The following is a 17,522-nucleotide window of genomic DNA, read 5'->3' as shown; positions in this document are numbered from 1 at the left end:
CGAGGCGGTCGCGTCGGTGCGGCGGACGGGCGCCTGCGAGAGGCGGGACAGGCCGCTCGACTTCGCCGAACTGTTCGCCCTGCGGCACGGCCGCGCTCCGGCCGAGGAGGAATGGCCCGCGCCGCGCAGGACGGGGCGGGGCGGCTACGAGTGGCAGGCGCCGGAGGTCGCTCTGCTGGCTGGGCTGGTGGGCCAGCTCGGGACGGAAGAAATCGCGCAGGTGCTCACGGCGCGCCTGCGCGAACGCACGGGCGATGCGGCCGCCGAGCGCACCGCCGTGGCCGTGCAGGGGCGCGTCCATCTGATCGGCCTGCAGTCGGGCGACGTGCTCGGCGGCATCACGACCACCGAGGCCGGGCGCGAGGTTGGCTCGACGGCGCTGATCCACCAGGCCATCCGCAGCGGCGCGCTCGCCGCGCACAAGGTCGGCCGCCGGCTCGTGATACCGCACGCGGCCTGGGCCGCCTGGAAGGCGCAGCGCGCCGCGCCACCCGAGGGCTTCGTGCGCCTTGCATCCCTGCGCGAACCCCTGGGCATCCGCAGCGACAAACTGTCCGAGTTCGCGCGCATGGGCCATGTGCCGACGGCCCTGCGCTGCAACCCCTTCGGGGTGCCCGGGCCGTCCACGCAGTTCGGCACCTGGCACATCGCGGCCGACATGGCGCGCCAGCTCATCGCGGACCGGCGCGCGGGCCGGCCCATGCCCTGGCATGGCAAGCCCCTGGCCGACAACCTGCGGGCCACCTGGCGCCGGTGGCAGCAGCGGCGCCACCCCGAGGACTGCGCGACCTGCCGGGACATCTGGGGCGTGCAGGGGGCGCCGAAGGACTTCGACGACTTCGCGGCGCGCTACCCGGGCCTGGCCCAGGGCGCCAAGCGCCACCTGACGCGGCCCTGGACGCCCGGAAGCACGGTGGCGGAGGTGGCCGCGGCGGCCTGCTGCCCGCAGAGCCACGTGCGCCGCGCCATCGCCAGCGGCGTCCTGGCGGCCGCGTCCTGCAACGGCACGCTCTACGTGACCCGCACCGACGCCACGCGGTGGATCGCTCGCCGCTGCCCCAGCGGCGAGGGAGAACGGTCCTGGATCGCGCTGGAGACGGCCTGTCGCCAGTACCTGTTCACGCCGCGCGAACTGCGCCAGCACATCGCGGCGGGCACCCTGGGCTCCAAACACGGCACGGAGGGCGCGATGCGCGGCAGGGACTACGTGCTGCGCCAGCAGTGCGCGCAGTTGCGCGAGCGGCTGGGGTTCAGCGAAGCGGAGGCCGCGCGCCGCGTGGGCGTCTCCATCGAGCGCCTGCGCGTGCTGCTCGACGGGCTCACGTGGCGGACGGCCCGGGGCATCCCGCTGGTGACGGTGCAGGCGGCCATCAAGCGGCGGGAATCCCAGGAGGGCCACACGCTGGAAGAGGCGGCGGCACTGCTGGACGTGCCGCTGGCCTGGGTGAAGGCGCGCAAGCGCGACGGCACCGTCCGCGTGGCGCAGGCGCGCTGGGACCGGCGCCGCCAGTACCTCACCGGGCCGATGGTGGAGCGGCTGCGTGAAGCGCTGCGGCATCCCCAGGCAGTGCGCGAGCCGCAGGCCCCCGAATGGCTGAGCCTGGGCGCCGCCGCGCGCGAGGCCGGGGTGAGCGCCACAACCATCCAGCACTGGGTGAACGCAGGGGAGCTGGCGTACCGGGGCACGCCGGGCCAGCGGCGCTACCACCAGGAGGCCTTGCGCGCACGGGCCCGGCGCCACTGGGCCACCTGCCGGTTCCACCGCGCCCGGCGGCCGGCGTGGCTCGAGTGCGCGCAGGACCCGTCCCCGACCCCCTGAGCGGCAGCGCCGGCCTGGAGCCGCCATCGGCGCTGTCCGATGCGCCGGCGTCCAGGCCACGGCCCTGGCCGGGCCCCGCCGGACGCGGGGTTGATCCGCCTGCTTTGCCTTCGAACCTGTCTCCGACGCCTCGCCATCGCGAGGACGAAGGAGAACGTGATGAAGCAACACCCTTCCGGCCGGGAAGGCCGGGGAATCGAGGATCCACGGCGCGAGCTTGTCGCGCTGCTGCAGGGCATGGCGCCGCGCTGGAGCGTTCGCGACGTGTTCGCCGACTTCATCGAGCTGTCGTGCCTGTCGATCAGCAACGCGGTGGACAAGGCCCAGTTCGACCAGCGGGAGGCCCGCTACCACGACATCGTGAAGAAGTACCCGCGCGAGGACTTTGAGCGCTTTCCGCGCATGCTGGGGTACCTCTCCCTCGCGATGGAACAGTGCTGCGCGCAAGGCGAGTTCGAGGACCTGCTCGGCAGCCTGTACATGACGCTGGACCTGGGCAACGACAGGGCGGGCCAGGTGTTCACGCCGTTCCACGTCTCGCAGCTCATGGCGCGGGTCCTCGTGGGGGACGCGGCCGCCGCCAGGGGCGAGGTCGAAGCCAATGGCTTCGTCGACGTCATGGAGCCCGCCTGCGGGGCAGGGGGGATGGTGATCGCGATGGCCGACGCGCTGCATGCGGCGGGGCTGAACTACCAGCAGGTCCTGCACGCCACGTGCGTCGACATCGACGTGCGGTGCGTCCACATGAGTTTCCTGCAGCTCGCGCTGCTGCACATCCCGGCCGTCGTGGTGCATGGCAACTCGCTGAGCGGAGAGGTCTGGAGCCGGTGGCATACCCCGGCCCATGTGCTCGGCGGCTGGCGATACCGCCTGCAGCGCCGGTTCGCCAGCGAGGAGGCATCCGCGCCCGAGGGGCAACCGGCCGCCGGAGCCGGCACCGGCGAGGTGCCGCGGCATGGGGGCGATGGAGGCCACGGGGCTTCGGCGTCGGCGACGCGCACGCATGCCGCCGCCCGCGAGCCGGGCTCCGCGCCGCACCTGCCACGCGCGCACGTGCAGAGGCTGCTGTTCGGGCCTGACGGCACCCAGGATACGGCGCGGCCGCCGCCCGGCGGGGTTGAACCCGCGCGCAAGCGCGGGAAGCTTGGGCAACGCGGCGACAGCGGCCGCCCCGACGACGAAACACCCCCTTCATCATGAACACGACCCGATTCTGCGAAGAAGTGCGGCGCCTGCTGCAGGCCGATGGCTACGAGGTCCACCGTGGCCGGCCGGAGGACGGCGCCGATCTGGCCGGCGCGTGCTGGTTCACCTGGATGCGGCCGGGCATGGCTAGCGCCGAGGTCGGCCCCACGGTCGCAGGCGAGCGGGAGGCGTGGGCAGCGGCGCTCGCACCGCCTGGACAACAGCGCCATCGCGCTGCAGCGGCTCGAGACGCCCCTGCCGCCGATGGGCCCCTTCGAAGCCGCGCGCCTGCCCGATGGCGCGTTCAATCCGCGTGTGCTGGCCGCGCGCTTCGGGATCGACGTGGAAGCGGCGCGCGCGCAGGCTGCGGCGCTTAGGCGCCAGCGCGTCTACGTGAACGAGCGCTACCAGGTCAACGTCCAGCGGATCGCGGCGCCCTTCGGGCCGGACACCAGCGACATGCTCTGGCTGTCGATCAAGCGCCGCGACCGCGCGCCCATCCACGACTGGCGCGATCTGCAGCGGATCAAGAACGCCATCGTCGGCGAGGAGCACGAGGGCTTCGAGGTCTATCCGGCCGAGTCGCGGCTCGTGGACACGGCGAACCAGTTCCATCTGTGGGTCTTCGCCGACCCCCAGGTGCGGCTGCCGGTCGGGTTTCGCACCCGCGAGGTGATGGATGCGCGCGCCGCAGCGGCGCAGGGGGCCCGGCAGCGGCCGCTCGATGGCGCGGCCCCTCCCGCGCACGCTGCCAAGGATGAGGACTGAGCGGCCGCGAGGCCGCACCACCACACATAGGAGCATTTGCCATGGAAATCAGAATCACGGATGCCGACGGATTCGGTCGCCTGTCGCCGAAGGCGGACCTGGCCATCGTCGTCATCACCCGCGCCGACATCGAGGCCTTCCGCGTCGGCAGCACGGTCGAGCGGCTCCTGCTGTTCAGCGATGACGCGAACCAGGTGATGCGCTTCGCCGGCCGCATGGTGATCCAGGTCGAAGGCTACGACGACGATCCCCGGCCGCTGCCGCTGATCCCCGAATGCGTGCGCTTCTTCCGCGCGGTCGATGCGCAGTGGGGCTATTGGCTGCACTTCCTGCTGCCCCTGCCCGACCAGTTGAAGCTGATCGTGCTGATGCTGGTGGACGCGGAGCCGCAGCCCGGGCAGGGCGCCGCGGTCAGCTACCGGATGCGCGCGCCCGAACAGCTGGGCCGCGTGATGCACCGCCTGTTCCATGCGATGAACACGTTGCACGAGACCTTCGACGTGCCGCGCGCGCTCAATGAAGCGATGACCGAGGCGCTGGTGGCGGCGTTGGAGTTGCCGGGCTGACCCCGACCCCGGTCCTCAGCCTGTGCGTGCACTCGCCGCAGCAGCTTTCGCGGCGGGTGATGCTGATGCTGCTGCAGGTCGTGGAGGGTCGCACCGACGGCCTGTAGCCGCCGCCAGCATTCCGGTGCAGCGCACCAAGCCGGGCACTGCCGCATGTCGGCTGCTGCGTTCTGGTGCAGCAAGCGCAGGCTTGTCGGTGTACCGGCGCTATATCCGTGGAGGTATATCGCTGGCACAAGTCTTGCGACACCGGATCCATGATCTAGGCAGATCCATGGACCTCGCCCGATGTTGGGCGTGATTCAGGCAGGACAACGGCGTCCGCACGTTCCTTCATCGCTTCAGCGCGGTGGTCAGGAAGGTGCGGACGCGTTTTTTTTGCGCATTCGACAGGCTGCTGTTGCCGACCGCCGCAGGACCCCCTGCGCCGCGCGCAGCGGCTCTCCGGGAGGACGGGATGAACTCGGCGACCACGACCTCGGTGAAGACCGTGTGCCCCTATTGCGGGGTGGGCTGCGGCATGGCCCTGGACGTGCAGGGTGGCAAGGTGGTCAAAGTCTCCGGCATCAAGACCCACCCCACGAACTTCGGACGGTTGCGGGAGCAGGGCGCGCTGCTGTGGGCCTGGTTGCAGGAGGGCGCGCACTTCTATGTTTGCGGCGATGCCGGCCGCATGGCCAGGGACGTGGATGCAGCGCTCCGGCAGATCGTGCAGGAGCATGGCGCCATGACGGCGGATGCCGCCACGGACTACCTGGCCTGTATGTCGAGAGACCGGCGCTATGCCCGCGACGTCTATTGAGGAGAACGTGCGCTGCTGTTCAGAGCGCGCGGGACGACAGCCTCCCTGCAGCCCCGGCGGCAAGCTGGAGGCGAATGAGGAGGGCGCGCGTGCGGGGCCGCCCTTGAATGCGCGCTGTTCGCAGGGATGCTGGGAGCATGACAACCCGCCCTGGCTCCGTTCCCGCACCGCGCTTCGACATCGCCCGCGATCCCATGATCGACGCGGCACTGGCGGAGCACGCGCCGGCCTATGTGGGGGTGAGCGGTGGCAAGGACAGCCAGGCGCTCGCGTACCGCGTGTGCAGCCATCTCGACGCCATCGGGCATATGGGGCAGCGGGTCCTGATCCACAGCGACCTGGGCCGGATTGAGTGGAAGGATTCGGCGCCGGTGTGCGAGCGCCTCGCGCAAAGGCTGGGCTGGGAACTGGTGACCGTCCGCAGGCCGGCCGGCGACATGGTGGACCGCTGGGGGGTGCGCTGGGAGACCAACGTGCGGCGTTACCGAGCGCTGTCGTGCGTCAAGCTCATCATGCCGTGGAGTTCGGCGTCCTCCAGGTTCTGTACCAGTTATGGGGAACGAGACATTGTAAATAGCGCATGCCCCATGTCGAACTGCCATCCTCGAGCAGCAGCAAACGCAATTGGATTGCGACCTTACGGTCGGAGGCGAAGAGGAAGTGTGAATTGACACGAGAGTGTGTGTTGGAACCTCGTGAATCTGTTGGATTCAGCAGTGGGAGCAGGTGTTCACGGCTTTGCAAACTTTCAGCCCGGTCATCGCACTAGAGCGTCATCTTCACCCACAGGTGGCGCAAGTGGATTGAAGGCAGACTGTTCCGGCTATGCACTGACTCATGTACCGCAATGCCGGCCGTGGGGTCTTGACCATGAGTTACCAGCGCATCGGCGACCGACCAGCCGGGAGTACCACTGGTGTGTAAGTCATGAATCCAGCCACTGATCAAAGCAAGCCAATGATCGAAGCTTTGTTCCTGCACGTACGCGATCAAGGCTGCACGAACATGCGCAGCACCATGCTTGCCCTCCTTGTAGCGTTGGATACCTCCACCCACTCCAACGCGTGTCACGACGTATTCGCGCTCGTCTCGTCCCGAGCCGACGGGAATGGGCAGTCGCTTGCATTCAATTGGCAAAATCGTCTCGAAATCACTGTAGCTCCGACCTTGCACGATCAGCGCATCGCCTGCAGCCGCAGCCACGAGATCGATCTTGCGCGAGACATGTGTCTCATCAGCTTCCTCCACACGAAATTGCAGGCAATCCCAGCCTGGAGTCTTGCGTGCTGCACTGTTGAGGTGGGCGCACAGTTGCGACGTAAGCATCGTCTCGCTGGTGCGTAGAGGTCGATCAGGCCGGTCTCGCCAGCGGGGGAGCTGTCCGAGAATAAAGTCCAGGATGGCGGCACGAGATTGGCCTTCGGCAAGAAACCCCGAGGCCAATTGGCCCAATGCGTGAGAGGTAGATCCGTCCGCCAGCATCGCGCCTCGCTAGTAGCCCTGGGCCCGCAGATCTGCCAAGATGTCATCGGCATCGCGCAGTCCGACGGAGCGCATCCAGTAGCGCAAACGGTCAGGTTTCAGTATGAACAGGAAACGGTGGTCATACAGTCGGCAGATGCGCGTGAGAGCCAGGTGCTGGTGCGATGGTGCGTGCAGCAAAGCCGAGATGCGGTCTCGCAGTTCTTCCGCCCCTGACCAATCGATCTGAGCGTCGCCAAACGCGTAGGCTTGGCACACCGCACCCGACCAACTGAACTGGCCACGCAGCCCGAAGCTGGGTGACCCGTATAGTGCGTTGACCTGATTCGCCAGAACCTCCGCGTACACCTGGAGGTCTTCATCGGCGACCTGGCGCATCGCTATCGACGATTCCCCCAGCCGTATCAGATCCGACTGGTAGTCCACGATGTCGTCGACCACGATGCGCTCGTTGTCGCTCAGATCGAACGATCCGTCAGCAGGGTATGGAATCGAGTAGATATCGTCGGCCTGCAGCGCAGTCGCCTTTTGAGCGAACAGCCCGGGGCTGGTCAGAGCCAAATAGGCCCGCAGAGTGCGCTTTTCGGCGCTCATCCAACGATCAATGGCGTTGAGCTTTGGCAAGTCCTTCTGCGGCGCGCAGAAGCCAACCATCCGCTGGCTATACGTTAGGTAGTGCCCTTGCCATACTGCGTGGGCGAGGTGCATCTGTTCACGCACCAGCAACATTGGCGGGGTGAAGCGTCGCTCGGTATACGCCGAGCGGAAAAACTCGTCTTTCAGGGGCTGAATCTGGGACTCGTCGATGCCGCTTGTCGTCAACGCCTTGGAGGGCAGATAGGGATGTCCTGTTAGATGGGGCGCGCGCTTACGCTGGACTTTTTTGCCAACAATGAAGCCTTCGCCAACGTCCCAATCCCGCTGTTCCGCATATTGGCGCAGCGTGCGCATCTGTGCTAACCGGTTCACAAGCGACAAGGTTCGACCGCCTCCCAGGAGGTTTGCACGCCAGAGGCGGTCGTTCGTCTGTGCAACGCGATATGGCACGACGTGCAGGTCGTAGTAGTCCAGATCCAGTCCCTGCTCGGCGTCAATGCGGCCGGTTCGGCGGAACGTTGCATGGAGCAAAGTGGCGGTGTCGGGACGGACTCGCTTTTGCGCCACGACAACAATGACTTTGGTATCGGCATCGCCCTTCTGGAAAAGGCCACGCACCGAAACGAAGTCCAGGATCTCGCGCACCCAGTAGCGCTCCAGGTACTGCTGCCGAAACGCGAGCGCATTCTGGTTGTACAAAAAGTTGTACTGCTGCAGCATGGAGATCGTTGCACCGTCCTCCATGATCTCGCTGGCCTCGTGCAGAAAGAGGTAGCCCGCCTGCTTGTCGGGGAGTTTCTTGTGATGCTCGGTTTGATACCGTGCATAGGCCCGTTGGGTGGCCGGTGTCTGCAGTGTGGACGCGAACGGTGGATTGCCCAGGACGGCCCCAATTCGGGCCGGCAACTGCCCGGCCTCTTTGGCTGCAAAGAAACAGCCATGATGCAATGTCTGTTGACGCAGGTTCGGGAACAGCTTGATGCTGCGCCGGATCTGTGCCGGCTGCAAGGCGTCGCACATGGCCAAGCACAGGCTGAAACCGGCGAGTTCGACGGCGTCCTCCTCAAGATCGACCCCATGGACGAAAGCCAGCAAGCTCTGCAGCACATGCTTGTCCGGGCGCCGCCACTGATGACGCAGGCGCCAGTGCAACACTAGGCGCTTGTAGGCCTCCACCAGGAACACGCCGGAGCCGCAAGACGGATCCAGCACCACTTGGTTGTGCGAAGTGATGTGGTCAAGTGCATCCCAGTTCAGGGCTTCCTCCACCAGGAACCGCACTAGGAATGGAGGGGTGTAGACCGAGCTGTCCTCGTTCTCCACAAACAACTGGTAGATCTGGCTGATCAACTCGACCGGCAAGTCCCGGAACGAATACAGATCCCACAGCGACAGCTGGCCCGTCTGATTCTCACGTGCTTCGATCATTCGAGCGAAGCGCTCCAACTGCTGGGTGCTCAGAAGCTTGTCCACTTCCGACGGTTCCAGTGTGAACACGTTGCCGTTGAACCGGTCTTCCAAGGCTGCAAGCAACTTGACCAGAGCCGGTCCGTTACCCAAAACCTCGAAAAAGCGTTGTGCATCGGGCTGAAAAGCTGCAAAAAAACCTTCGCCGAAAACGCCTCGTTGTTCTAGGTAGGCAATCAGCAACGACAGGATCAACAACCGGCGACGCAAACGCTTCGGAAGAATGTTCTTCTCGTCGAGATAGCTGCTCAGCCGCTTGAACGCATCGAACAGGCTTTTGTGTGCTGCCTTGCTGTTCGACAGAAGCAGGTCACAGGTTGCAGGATCCGTCCACAGTGTTCCGCTACGGATACTGTCCTCATCCCACCAGGGATCGAGCTCTATTGCCGTAGCCAGATCCAGATACTTGATTGGGTTGCACTGGATGCGCCCGTCATCAGTGAGAAAGTCGGGACGATGCGCACAACGGAACAACTGCAGCAATCCTGGCGTACGCCGATACACCAAGGGCACGCCACCCCAACTCCAGAGCATGCGGTGACGCTCGGCAAACTCCCGATCATCAGCCAACGTGTTGACGCCATAGATGAAGGCTTGCGCCGAGGCACGTCTACCGTGCTGTTCAATCTCGAAGAACACGGCGTCAGCCCCGTACTCGGCTGCCTTCTCCATGGTGGCGACTTCTTCGGGTGGACGGCCATCGGGCAGGTAGCCGAGTACCCGCACAAGCCCCTTTACTTGTGCGCCGGTGTCTGGTCGCAGCCAAGCATCCCACCAAGGCGGACGATTACCCATGGTTCGACCGCTCTCGATGTCGAGGCACCATCTCACGCGCGACACGTCCTTGACGTCCGACAGCCTTTGCGGTGGCGGGGTTGTGTTGCGTGCCAGTGGCGGAGAGTCCCACGTCTCGCTGTACCAGCGGCGTCGGTAGTAGATAGGAGTCGATGGCCAGGAAAATAGGTCCCAGCGCGACAACCAAGCCATCGTCGATCAGAGGTGCTGTATCGACGTATTCGCATGTTGCATCGTGGGCCCGCAAGATCAAGCAGGCCTGCTTGCTGACTTTGCGCGGTGCCGTCAAGCTCGCAGCGATCGATTCGCAGAGAGCAGAGACGATGCTTCTCCTAAGACCATACACCGTCTCCAGCCGACAGAGCACCACCACCAACATCACATCATGGTTTGAGTACACGCGAGCCACCCGCGCCTCAGCATGCCTACGCGCGAAACGTGGCAATTCAGCCAGCAGCCCGCGCATCTGGTCGCGCGAGTAGCCCGTGAGTTCGCACAGGTCGCTGATGGTTATGGATCGCATCTGCGTATTTTACACGCAGACATGCGTATGATCAACGCAGCTCTATGCATTTGCAGCGCAGAACGGTCCGGTTCTGCGAGGAGTGATATCTCCGTTCAGAGCACGAGGCGTGCCAATCATTCTTGAGCTACGTCGAGCCAGTGTGATGTGGTTGGTGGGGAGGTGTGCGATTGCCCCTGCGGTTCAGTGGTGGCAGCGGCTGATCCAGGAAGTGCTGGGTCAGCCCGCGCGAGCTGGCGTGGTAGGCCCACCGATGGAACTGCTCGAGCAGCAGCATCTCGCGCCTGCGGAGTTCCGCGTTCTCCTGTTGCAGGCGATGAACCCGATCCATCGCGGCCTGCAAGGCAGCGGATACAGGCCGGCCCGGCTTGACTCTCACCGACGCTGGAGTCGCGTTGCGGCAGACGTCGTACGCGATGCGGATCGGAGCGTGCTTGAACAGGGCCTGCCGTGTGTAGGCGCAGCCAAACCGTTTTTCGGCGGCCTGGATGAGCGCCGGCCACGTCAGCCGGCCCTCCCAGGCGCGGACCATCGTCAGGATGGCCTCTACCCGCTCTGGCGTGAGGTTAGGGGAACGTCGTGTCATGAATGGGATTTCCTGGATGAGGGGGTGGAAGTTGCGCCGGTCGGCGCTGCGAGCCGCAGAGCGTCGACGCCGGCCAGCCGATCACGGGCGGCGCTCTCGGAGAGGGAATCGGCTCCGCCGGTGCTGAGCTGGATCACAGCGCCGTCCTCGATCGCCGGGTCCCGCAAGATGGTCAGCAACTGGTCCAGCCGCTCCACGGTGGCTAGGTGGGTGGCAACCCAGTCCGCCGCGCCGTACACCCCCTCGGCAGCGGCGGCCTGCGCGGTCCTGAGTTGCGCCGACGCCTGCTCCAACGCGGCGGCCACGCGTTCGGTCTTGCCATCGATCCCCTTGATGCAGACGTGCTCCCGGCAGTCCAGGCAGTTGCGGAACATCTCGCACGGAGCCGAGGCGAAGTCATGGATGCAGAAGCCGTACAACGTTGTATGCGCTGTCGGCACGGCCATCGCCGCGTATTCGTCGCGCGACACCGGTAGATGCTTCGGAATCTCCGCCAGCGGGCCGATGACTTTCGCGTGATCGCCCACCACAGAACGGATGTGTGCCACGATCTCCTGGCTGGAGACGTGGTCGTAGGCCGCGTTCTGACGGATGTCCCTGCGGCCGCTCCACTTGGCGATGTCCACCTGGGACAGATTCGCGCCCTGGGCCAGGGTATTGAGCCAGTGCCGGAACTGGTGGCTCTTGATGGACAGCGTGCGATTCGGGTCGAGCCCGACGCGCTGGAACACGGTGACACTGCCGGCCTTGGCGTTCTGGCCGAGCCCATTGCCCACATGGTGGTACTTCAGCGGCTCCAGCATGCACGAGCTGCCGACACCGGTTCGGAACAACCTCGCGGGGATGACCAGCAGCGCCTCACCGTACTTCAGTCCGGTCCTGGCGTCTGCATAGGGAAAGTGCGGCGGCAACTGGTGGACGACGTGGCGCTCGAAGTCAGCGAATCGAACCACCATCGCTGGGATGTGGCCCGCCACGCGCACCACCATCGTGACGGGAAGCCCCGCGCTCTGCACCCAGGTGCGCGCGTGGTTCCGCTTGCTCACACCCCCGAGTCCCAGGAGATCGGCGATGTCCTCGAAGTCGATGAACTCCTGCGTGCGCAGGTGCTCCCATTCCGGCGGCAGGTAGATCCGCGTCGGGTTCGCCTCGTACCATCGGGCGAGGTGGCGGGCGTGTTCCGTGAGGCCGCGAATCCTGCGCAACGCCTCGCGCACCACGTCCGCCATCCCGGGCAGGATCAGCTTGACGTGGCCGTCGTAGCCTTTGGAGCCCGCCCAGCGCAGGCCAAGATGTCGTACCTCGCCATCGCCCGGAACGTCCACCTCGCAGTCCGCAGGCAAGGCCAGCACCTCGTTGAAGCGCTCCGGCGCGGCGCACAGGATGGCCGCCACGGACGTGATGAGCACGTCCCTCGGGTCGGATGCCAGATGGAATGCGCGCGCCAGGGCGTCCAGGGCTGCGGGGGCAGGCATCAGCCTGCGCTTGCGGGCCTCGAAGGCTTCGCCGATGCGACCGTAGGTACTGCCCCGGCGCATCGCGTAGCGCCAGGTGCCGGTCGTGTGGGCGCACAGCATCCGGTCTTCCAGAAACCGGGCGATCTGCCCGAGGCGGAAGCCGATCCCGTCGAGGGATGCATCGCCGCGGCCGTCGTCCATGGCAGTCACGGCGGCGTCGAAGGTGGTCCGGTCGATCTCTGCTGCGGAGGCGAGCCGCTGCTTCCTCATGGCAATGCCGAGTACGTGGAACGCCTGCACCGCCCGCAGCGCCGCGCTTGCCGAGCGCTGGGCCAGCTCGCTTCGCACGTAGGCCTTGGCCAGCGCGCGAACCTTGGGCGACAGTGTTTGCCCGCCGGCGCCGGGCACCTTGATGAAGAAGAAGCGCACGCGGGCCTGCTTGGCCCGCCGGTCCCCCTGGGCCAGGTAGTGCTCGGTCACGTCCCAGCAATCCGAATCGAACTCCAGGTCCTTCCCGAAGGCCGTGAGTTCGTTCCGAGCGTTGGCGATGAAGGCGTCCAGCTTGGCCTGCGCATCGCGCAATGCCCTGGGTTTCAGTCGGGTCACGGTGGTCATGCGGCCTCCCGTTCATGCTGAGAGTCCCGGCAACGCTGGACCACCTCGGCCACCGCAAGGATCGTCAGGTCGTTCACGGAGGCGACGCGAAGGTCGGTCGATGTCGCCAGCGCCGACCGCTCGCTGAGCAGGCCATCGAGCAGCGCCTCATGAGGGGCGTCGATCCAGGGGTGGAAGTACGAGCAGGTGTAGCAGGCCAGTGGCGCAGCGAGACGGCAGAAGTCGTGCTTGCCGCACCGGCCGATCGCGTCGAACGCTTCGGCCGACACGTGGTGAACGAGCCGTCCCTCGCTACTGTCGTCGCGCACTGCCAGGGTGCCGGCGAAGGCCTGGGCAAGCGGAGCGATCTGCAACGCAAGTGCCTTGTCGATGCGCTCGATCATGGCCGACCGCGTTTCGACATAGACCAGGCTGGAATCGAACCAACTGTGATCCAGCAGGTCCGCGATGACGGGCGCCGAGCATCCTTCGGCCGCCGCCCGGGTGCCGAGCGTGCGTCTCAGGCGGATGGGCGACATCACCAGAGGTTTCCCCGTGCGATGGGAGACCACTTCCAGTTTCTGGAACAGCCGACAGAGCTTGTCGCTGACGCCCCGGCCGGTGAAGTGGCCGAGCAGCCCGATCTCGGCCATATGCGGGGTTCTGGTGAACTGCGCCGAGGGGAAGATGGGCGCCTCGCCCACAGGCAGCCCGTGTCGCTGTGCCCAGTCCGCCGCTGCCTTGCATTGCGCCTGCACCAGGGCGCCGAGGCCGCTGGACAGCTCGCGCGGCCTGAACAGCGTTCGGGGACGGATGCCCTTGCCTTGCTTGAGGCGGGTGACCTGCAGGATGAAGATGCTGCTGCCGTCCTGCCGCTGTGTCGCGCTGAAATCCTTGCACTTCATCGCTGCGAGTTGCAACGGCCGGGTGCCCAGGGTCACGGCCAAGGTCAGGAGGGTGTAGTCGGCCAGGCCAAGGTGGCCGGCAGCGAACTCGCGCCGCATGGCCGTGGTGACACCCTCGTACTCGATGTCGGTCAGCGGGCCGGCGTCCACGTCCATCATGCGCACGGCATTGCCGACCTCATGCGTCTGCGTGACCAGCCGGGGCAAGGCACGATGGAGGTCGACGTCCAGCCCCGGGGTTCCCAGTTCCACCCACAGCAGCAGGTGTTCCTTGAGCCGGCGCAGCCGGTAGCGCTGTCGTACTTCGAGGGATTCACCGTACCGAACCACGTCGTTCAAGGCGATGGCGTCGAGGGGGTGTGGCGGCGCTGCGTGGCGAAGCAGCCTCCGGTATGCCGACAGCGCCTGGGCGGCACGCGATGGTGAGATCGAGACCAGCAAGGCGGCGCACACGTCCTTGATGCACTGCCGCAGCCGGGTTGACGCCCCGGGCAGGTTGTCGAAGTTGAAGGAAGCGATTCCTCCGGCCGTCGGAATCTTCCAGATGTCGTCGGCGGGATCGAACAGGTAGCCGTCGAGCGTCCGCGACATCGTGCGGTTGCAGGACCTGGTCGAGGTGCGGATGGGTTGTTCAGGCATCGCGAGACACCTCCTCGCCCAATACCTTGCGCTGGATCTCCACCGAGGCCTGCACTGCCAGGCGGCGGGTGCGGCGGTGCAGGTAGGTTTCTGCGCTGCGCGAGGATTCGGACCATCCCATGGCGTGGTTGCGTGCCCGGCGCTCGTCGCCCGGCGTCATCCCGGCGCGGTCGGCGATCTCAGAGAAATCCTCGTTCCAGGTGTGCCGCAGTACATGGGAGGAGAACGCATCACCAAGCTGGGGATGGTGCCGTCGCAACCCCTGGAAGATCTTTGTCACGGCAGACAGCGACAACGGATCGCCTGTGGCGGTGACGAACAGGAAGTCGTGCCGGAGCGCGCCAGCGATCCTGGCGCGGTGCTGCACGATGTGCTGGTGCGTCAGGTAAGCCAGTTCCTCGCTGATGCCGATGCTGCGCTCGCGCGTCTTGGTGTTCGGCTGGGCCATCCGGGGATCGGTCTTGTCATCGGGCCGACGCACGACGTCGGCCAGGTTGCGGCGAAAGTCGATGCTGCGTATCCGCAGGCCCAGCAGTTCCCCACGCCGCAGGCCGGTGCCAAGACCCCAGAGAGCCAGCAGCCGGTTGCGGTCGCGCAGGAACGCGGTCGACCAAGGGTTCTCCGCCGATGCGGGGTCGATGGCATGGAGCAGAAGTGCTCTGGCCTGCGCGTCCAGGCCGACCCGATGCCTGCTGGAGCGCGCCGAAGGTGCGCGGGCGGTCAGCCGCGCAAGGAACTCGCGCAGCATCACCATGTAGTTCGCCCGCTGTTCGAGGGTGGCGCACGTTTGTGAGGCAGCGGCCTGACCCAGCCACGACAGATAGGCGCGGCAGTATTGCAGCCGGATGGCGGCCGTGCTGACGGCGACCGTGGCTGGCGTTGCTCGCGCCAGAGGGGCCTCTTCTTTGCGATCGGTTCCGCCACTGCGAAGTGGCAGATACGCCAGCGCGGCGAGGTCATCCAACTCGTGCAAGTCGAGGAACCGAGCGTTGGCGAAACGATTCTGCAGGTCAATGCCGCGGAGGTCTTCAAACGCGAGGAGGAACTGGACCCCTCGCAGGGCCTGTTCGATGGTCGCGGGAGAGCCACTGCGCGGGCGAACCTCCGTCATGGCATAGACGCAGGCGGCGAACACCGGCATGCCGGTGTTCGCCGACACCAGCGCGGGCATGCGCTCGCCGGTGCTGAACAGGATGGTGCGGATGCGATGGTGGGATTGGAGTTGTCTTGAAGGGGATGCTCGGAATCTGGGAATCAAGGTGATCGCTTTCGGAGTTAACAGATGGGTCAAAGTACCCCATAACGCCAGGCAACCATGTCCTGCTCTGTGAGTGTCAACAGCCCCGCGCCCCTCTTGGATCAAGGGGGTTCAGGGAGGTTGTTCACACAAAGCAGATTCGGTCGCCCTAATACCTCGGAGATGAAGACGCAGATCATCGCCAGGGCAATCCGCGCACGGCACCCTGTCGGCCCCGTAGTCTCCGCGCTCGGGCTGCGCTGGGAGGAGAGCGCCGCGCGGTCGCGCCAGCCGGTCGCCAAGCGCGATGCGGCGCTGACCCGCGCGCGCGGCCTGGGCCTGACCTGGAACGCCATCATCCATTGGCCGCGCCGCGACGTGCTCGACTACATCAGCCTGCACGGCGGCGTGCTGCACGAGGCCTACCGCATCTACGGCAGCAGCCGCGTGTCCTGCGCCTTCTGCGTGCTGGCCTCGCGCAGCGACCTGGGCGCCGCATCGCGCTGCGGGGACAACGCCGCCGTCTACCGGGAACTGGTGGCGCTGGAGGCGCGCAGCACGTTCTCGTTCCAGCCGGGCGGCTGGCTGGGCGACGTGGCCCCCGACCTGCTCGACGCGCCGCTGTGGGCCGGGGTCGCCGAGGCCAAGGAGCGGGCCGCGGCGCGGCAGGCCGCGGAAGCCGAGATTCCCCCGCACCTGCTCTATGAAGCGGGCTGGCCGGTGTGCATGCCGACGCCCGCCGAGGCCCGCCACCTCGCCTCGGTGCGCCGACGTGTGGCGCGGGCGGTCGGTATCGCGGTGGATTGTCTCGACGGCGCGGCCGTCAGCGCTCGCTATGCCGAACTGATGCGCCAGCGCGCGCAGCGGGGCGCGCGGGCTTCTCAGTTCACGTGCTGATGCACGAGCCGCAGGAACTCGGGACGCAGCATGCGCCCGGGGTCGACCTTGAGCGCGTCGCACAGGCCGCTCGGCCAGATTAGTTCGGCCCGCTCGCCGTCCAGGGCCAGGACCGCACGGTCGAATGCCTTCCTTGACGGCGTTCCCGTGCCGATGGCCTGCAGCTCCGTGACGGTTCTCTCCTCGATCCAGAGCCAGTGGCTGCGCGTGCCGACCGGCAGGTCCGCGCGCGTCAGCTCGATCTCGGCCAGGCTGCCATGGGGGGCATCTAGCAGCAACAGAACGGAGAAGGAGACGGGAGCAGACACGGAAAGCAAGACGGACAAAGCGCGTATTGTCCCCGACCCGGGTTCGTGGCGGCAGCATGTGGACGGGCCGGCAGGTGCGCCGGGCACGCAAGTGCCAGTGGTGTGCGGGGCCGGGCGAGGCTCCCACCCATGGACTACGTCACGGGCCTCGTTGCGGTGCGATCCGCCTGCAGCGGCATCGCCTCCGACGCGGCAGCGCTCGGATGAGACCTCGAATTTCCGCGTGGTTGCGGAAGGACTGCCGGGTGCCCCGGCAATGGATGGAGCGGGAGACAGGCTGCTGGCGATGCGAACAGGCGCCGGCTCCCTGCCCGATGTCGCCGCGAGGGTTCGCGCGATTGCGCAACCGCGGCGACCCGGTTGCGCAGCCGCGCGGACCCGCAACCGGTTCCGGATCCGGACGCGCGCCCGGACCCGGACGGGGTCAGAGGGCGGCGTCCTTGAGCTTCTTGAGCGCGCGGGCCTTGATCTTCACCGATGCCGGCTTGGGCGGGAACCAGCGCTCCTCGCCGGTGAACGGATCCTTGCCGAAGCGCTTCTTCTTGGCCGGCACCTTCACCACGTCCAGCTTGAGCAGGCCGGGCAGCGTGAAGGTGCCCACGCCCTTCTTGTCGACCGAGCCGAGGACGGCCGTTTCGAGCGCGGCCAGGACCGCCTTGACCGACTTGGCGTCCACGTCGGCCTGCGCGGCGATGTGATTGACCAGCGCGGTCTTGTTGAGCGCGTCCTTGATGGGCTTGATGGGCGCGGCGGCCTTCGCCGCAGGCGCATCGGCCCGGGCGGTCTTCTTTGCGGGAGCAAAGGCCCTCGCGGTCTTCTTCGCAGGCGCAGCGGCCTTGGCGGTTGTCTTCGCAGTTGCCATGGAATGTTTCCCTTCTTTTGCGTTTGCGGCTGG

15 protein-coding genes and 2 pseudogenes are annotated in these 17,522 nt (G+C 66.5%); 8 read left to right on the top strand and 9 right to left on the bottom strand.

Annotated elements, in window-relative coordinates:
• Nucleotides 1-16: 16 nt before the first annotated feature.
• The 7 genes and pseudogenes from J2X09_RS02985 to J2X09_RS02955 all read left to right on the top strand — a co-directional run bounded on the left by J2X09_RS02985 (nucleotide 17) and on the right by J2X09_RS02955 (nucleotide 5,811).
• Nucleotides 17-1,819 (top strand): helix-turn-helix domain-containing protein, encoded by a 1,803-nt coding sequence (locus J2X09_RS02985; protein ID WP_059400420.1) that lies wholly within the window; start codon nucleotides 17-19, stop codon nucleotides 1,817-1,819.
• A gap of 159 nt (nucleotides 1,820-1,978) precedes the next feature.
• Nucleotides 1,979-3,019, top strand: a complete 1,041-nt coding sequence (locus J2X09_RS02980) for an N-6 DNA methylase (RefSeq protein ID WP_059400421.1) — start codon at nucleotides 1,979-1,981, stop codon at nucleotides 3,017-3,019.
• 249 nt (nucleotides 3,020-3,268) lie between these two features.
• On the top strand, nucleotides 3,269-3,772 hold the full coding sequence (locus J2X09_RS02975) for a DUF7694 domain-containing protein (protein WP_059400422.1): 504 nt from the start codon (nucleotides 3,269-3,271) through the stop codon (nucleotides 3,770-3,772).
• A gap of 41 nt (nucleotides 3,773-3,813) precedes the next feature.
• Nucleotides 3,814-4,338, top strand: a complete 525-nt coding sequence (locus tag J2X09_RS02970; protein ID WP_059400423.1) for a hypothetical protein — start codon at nucleotides 3,814-3,816, stop codon at nucleotides 4,336-4,338.
• Nucleotides 4,339-4,795: 457 nt separating this feature from the next.
• Nucleotides 4,796-4,879 (top strand): annotated as a pseudogene (locus tag J2X09_RS02965) (hypothetical protein); the annotation flags it as partial.
• Nucleotides 4,880-4,930: 51 nt separating this feature from the next.
• A pseudogene (locus tag J2X09_RS02960) lies at nucleotides 4,931-5,140 on the top strand (diflavin oxidoreductase); the annotation flags it as partial.
• A 137-nt stretch (nucleotides 5,141-5,277) separates the two neighbouring features.
• A complete protein-coding gene (locus J2X09_RS02955; RefSeq protein WP_175518477.1) occupies nucleotides 5,278-5,811 on the top strand; it encodes an adenine nucleotide alpha hydrolase family protein in 534 nt (177 codons plus the stop codon).
• Nucleotides 5,812-5,905: 94 nt separating this feature from the next.
• Here the strand turns inward: J2X09_RS02955 and J2X09_RS02950 are convergent, their stop codons facing one another.
• The 7 genes from J2X09_RS02950 to J2X09_RS02920 all read right to left on the bottom strand — a co-directional run bounded on the left by J2X09_RS02950 (nucleotide 5,906) and on the right by J2X09_RS02920 (nucleotide 15,356).
• Nucleotides 5,906-6,466, bottom strand: coding sequence for a hypothetical protein (locus J2X09_RS02950; protein WP_139222812.1), 561 nt, complete (start codon nucleotides 6,464-6,466; stop codon nucleotides 5,906-5,908).
• 165 nt (nucleotides 6,467-6,631) lie between these two features.
• The gene (locus J2X09_RS02945) at nucleotides 6,632-9,358 is read right to left on the bottom strand and encodes an HsdM family class I SAM-dependent methyltransferase (protein ID WP_053063198.1); all 2,727 of its coding nucleotides are present in this window, start codon (nucleotides 9,356-9,358) and stop codon (nucleotides 6,632-6,634) included.
• Nucleotides 9,359-9,473: 115 nt separating this feature from the next.
• Complete coding sequence (locus tag J2X09_RS02940; RefSeq protein ID WP_103738758.1) at nucleotides 9,474-10,004, bottom strand: hypothetical protein; 531 nt, start codon at nucleotides 10,002-10,004, stop codon at nucleotides 9,474-9,476.
• Nucleotides 10,005-10,131: 127 nt separating this feature from the next.
• A complete protein-coding gene (locus J2X09_RS02935) occupies nucleotides 10,132-10,590 on the bottom strand; it encodes a hypothetical protein (RefSeq protein WP_047783154.1) in 459 nt (152 codons plus the stop codon).
• Nucleotides 10,587-12,662 carry a hypothetical protein gene (locus tag J2X09_RS02930; RefSeq protein ID WP_047783153.1) on the bottom strand — a complete coding sequence of 692 codons (2,076 nt, stop codon included), beginning with the start codon at nucleotides 12,660-12,662 and terminating at the stop codon, nucleotides 10,587-10,589. Before J2X09_RS02930 ends, J2X09_RS02935 begins: the two co-directional genes overlap by 4 nt.
• Entirely contained in the window at nucleotides 12,659-14,185 is a 1,527-nt protein-coding gene (locus J2X09_RS02925) for a site-specific integrase (protein ID WP_139222813.1), read from the bottom strand. Before J2X09_RS02925 ends, J2X09_RS02930 begins: the two co-directional genes overlap by 4 nt.
• Nucleotides 14,178-15,356 (bottom strand): tyrosine-type recombinase/integrase, encoded by a 1,179-nt coding sequence (locus J2X09_RS02920; RefSeq protein WP_059400425.1) that lies wholly within the window; start codon nucleotides 15,354-15,356, stop codon nucleotides 14,178-14,180. The genes J2X09_RS02925 and J2X09_RS02920 overlap by 8 nt, the downstream gene beginning before the upstream one ends.
• A 249-nt stretch (nucleotides 15,357-15,605) precedes the next feature.
• Between J2X09_RS02920 and J2X09_RS02915 the strand changes: the two genes are divergently transcribed.
• Nucleotides 15,606-16,319, top strand: coding sequence for a phosphoadenosine phosphosulfate reductase family protein (locus tag J2X09_RS02915; RefSeq protein ID WP_242455315.1), 714 nt, complete (start codon nucleotides 15,606-15,608; stop codon nucleotides 16,317-16,319).
• Here J2X09_RS02915 and J2X09_RS02910 read toward each other — a convergent pair.
• Entirely contained in the window at nucleotides 16,304-16,627 is a 324-nt protein-coding gene (locus J2X09_RS02910; RefSeq protein ID WP_059400453.1) for a hypothetical protein, read from the bottom strand. The two genes, J2X09_RS02915 and J2X09_RS02910, sit on opposite strands and share 16 nt — an antisense overlap.
• Nucleotides 16,628-17,051: 424 nt before the next feature.
• Nucleotides 17,052-17,489, bottom strand: coding sequence for an HU family DNA-binding protein (locus J2X09_RS02905; protein ID WP_059400426.1), 438 nt, complete (start codon nucleotides 17,487-17,489; stop codon nucleotides 17,052-17,054).
• Nucleotides 17,490-17,522: the final 33 nt, after the last annotated feature.

Origin of the sequence: Hydrogenophaga laconesensis (genome assembly GCF_031457235.1) — a bacterium.
GTDB classification, from domain to species: Bacteria; Pseudomonadota; Gammaproteobacteria; order Burkholderiales; family Burkholderiaceae_C; genus Hydrogenophaga; species Hydrogenophaga laconesensis.
Note: the sequence above shows the minus strand (reverse complement) of the source record. Positions and strands in the feature narration are given on the sequence as shown.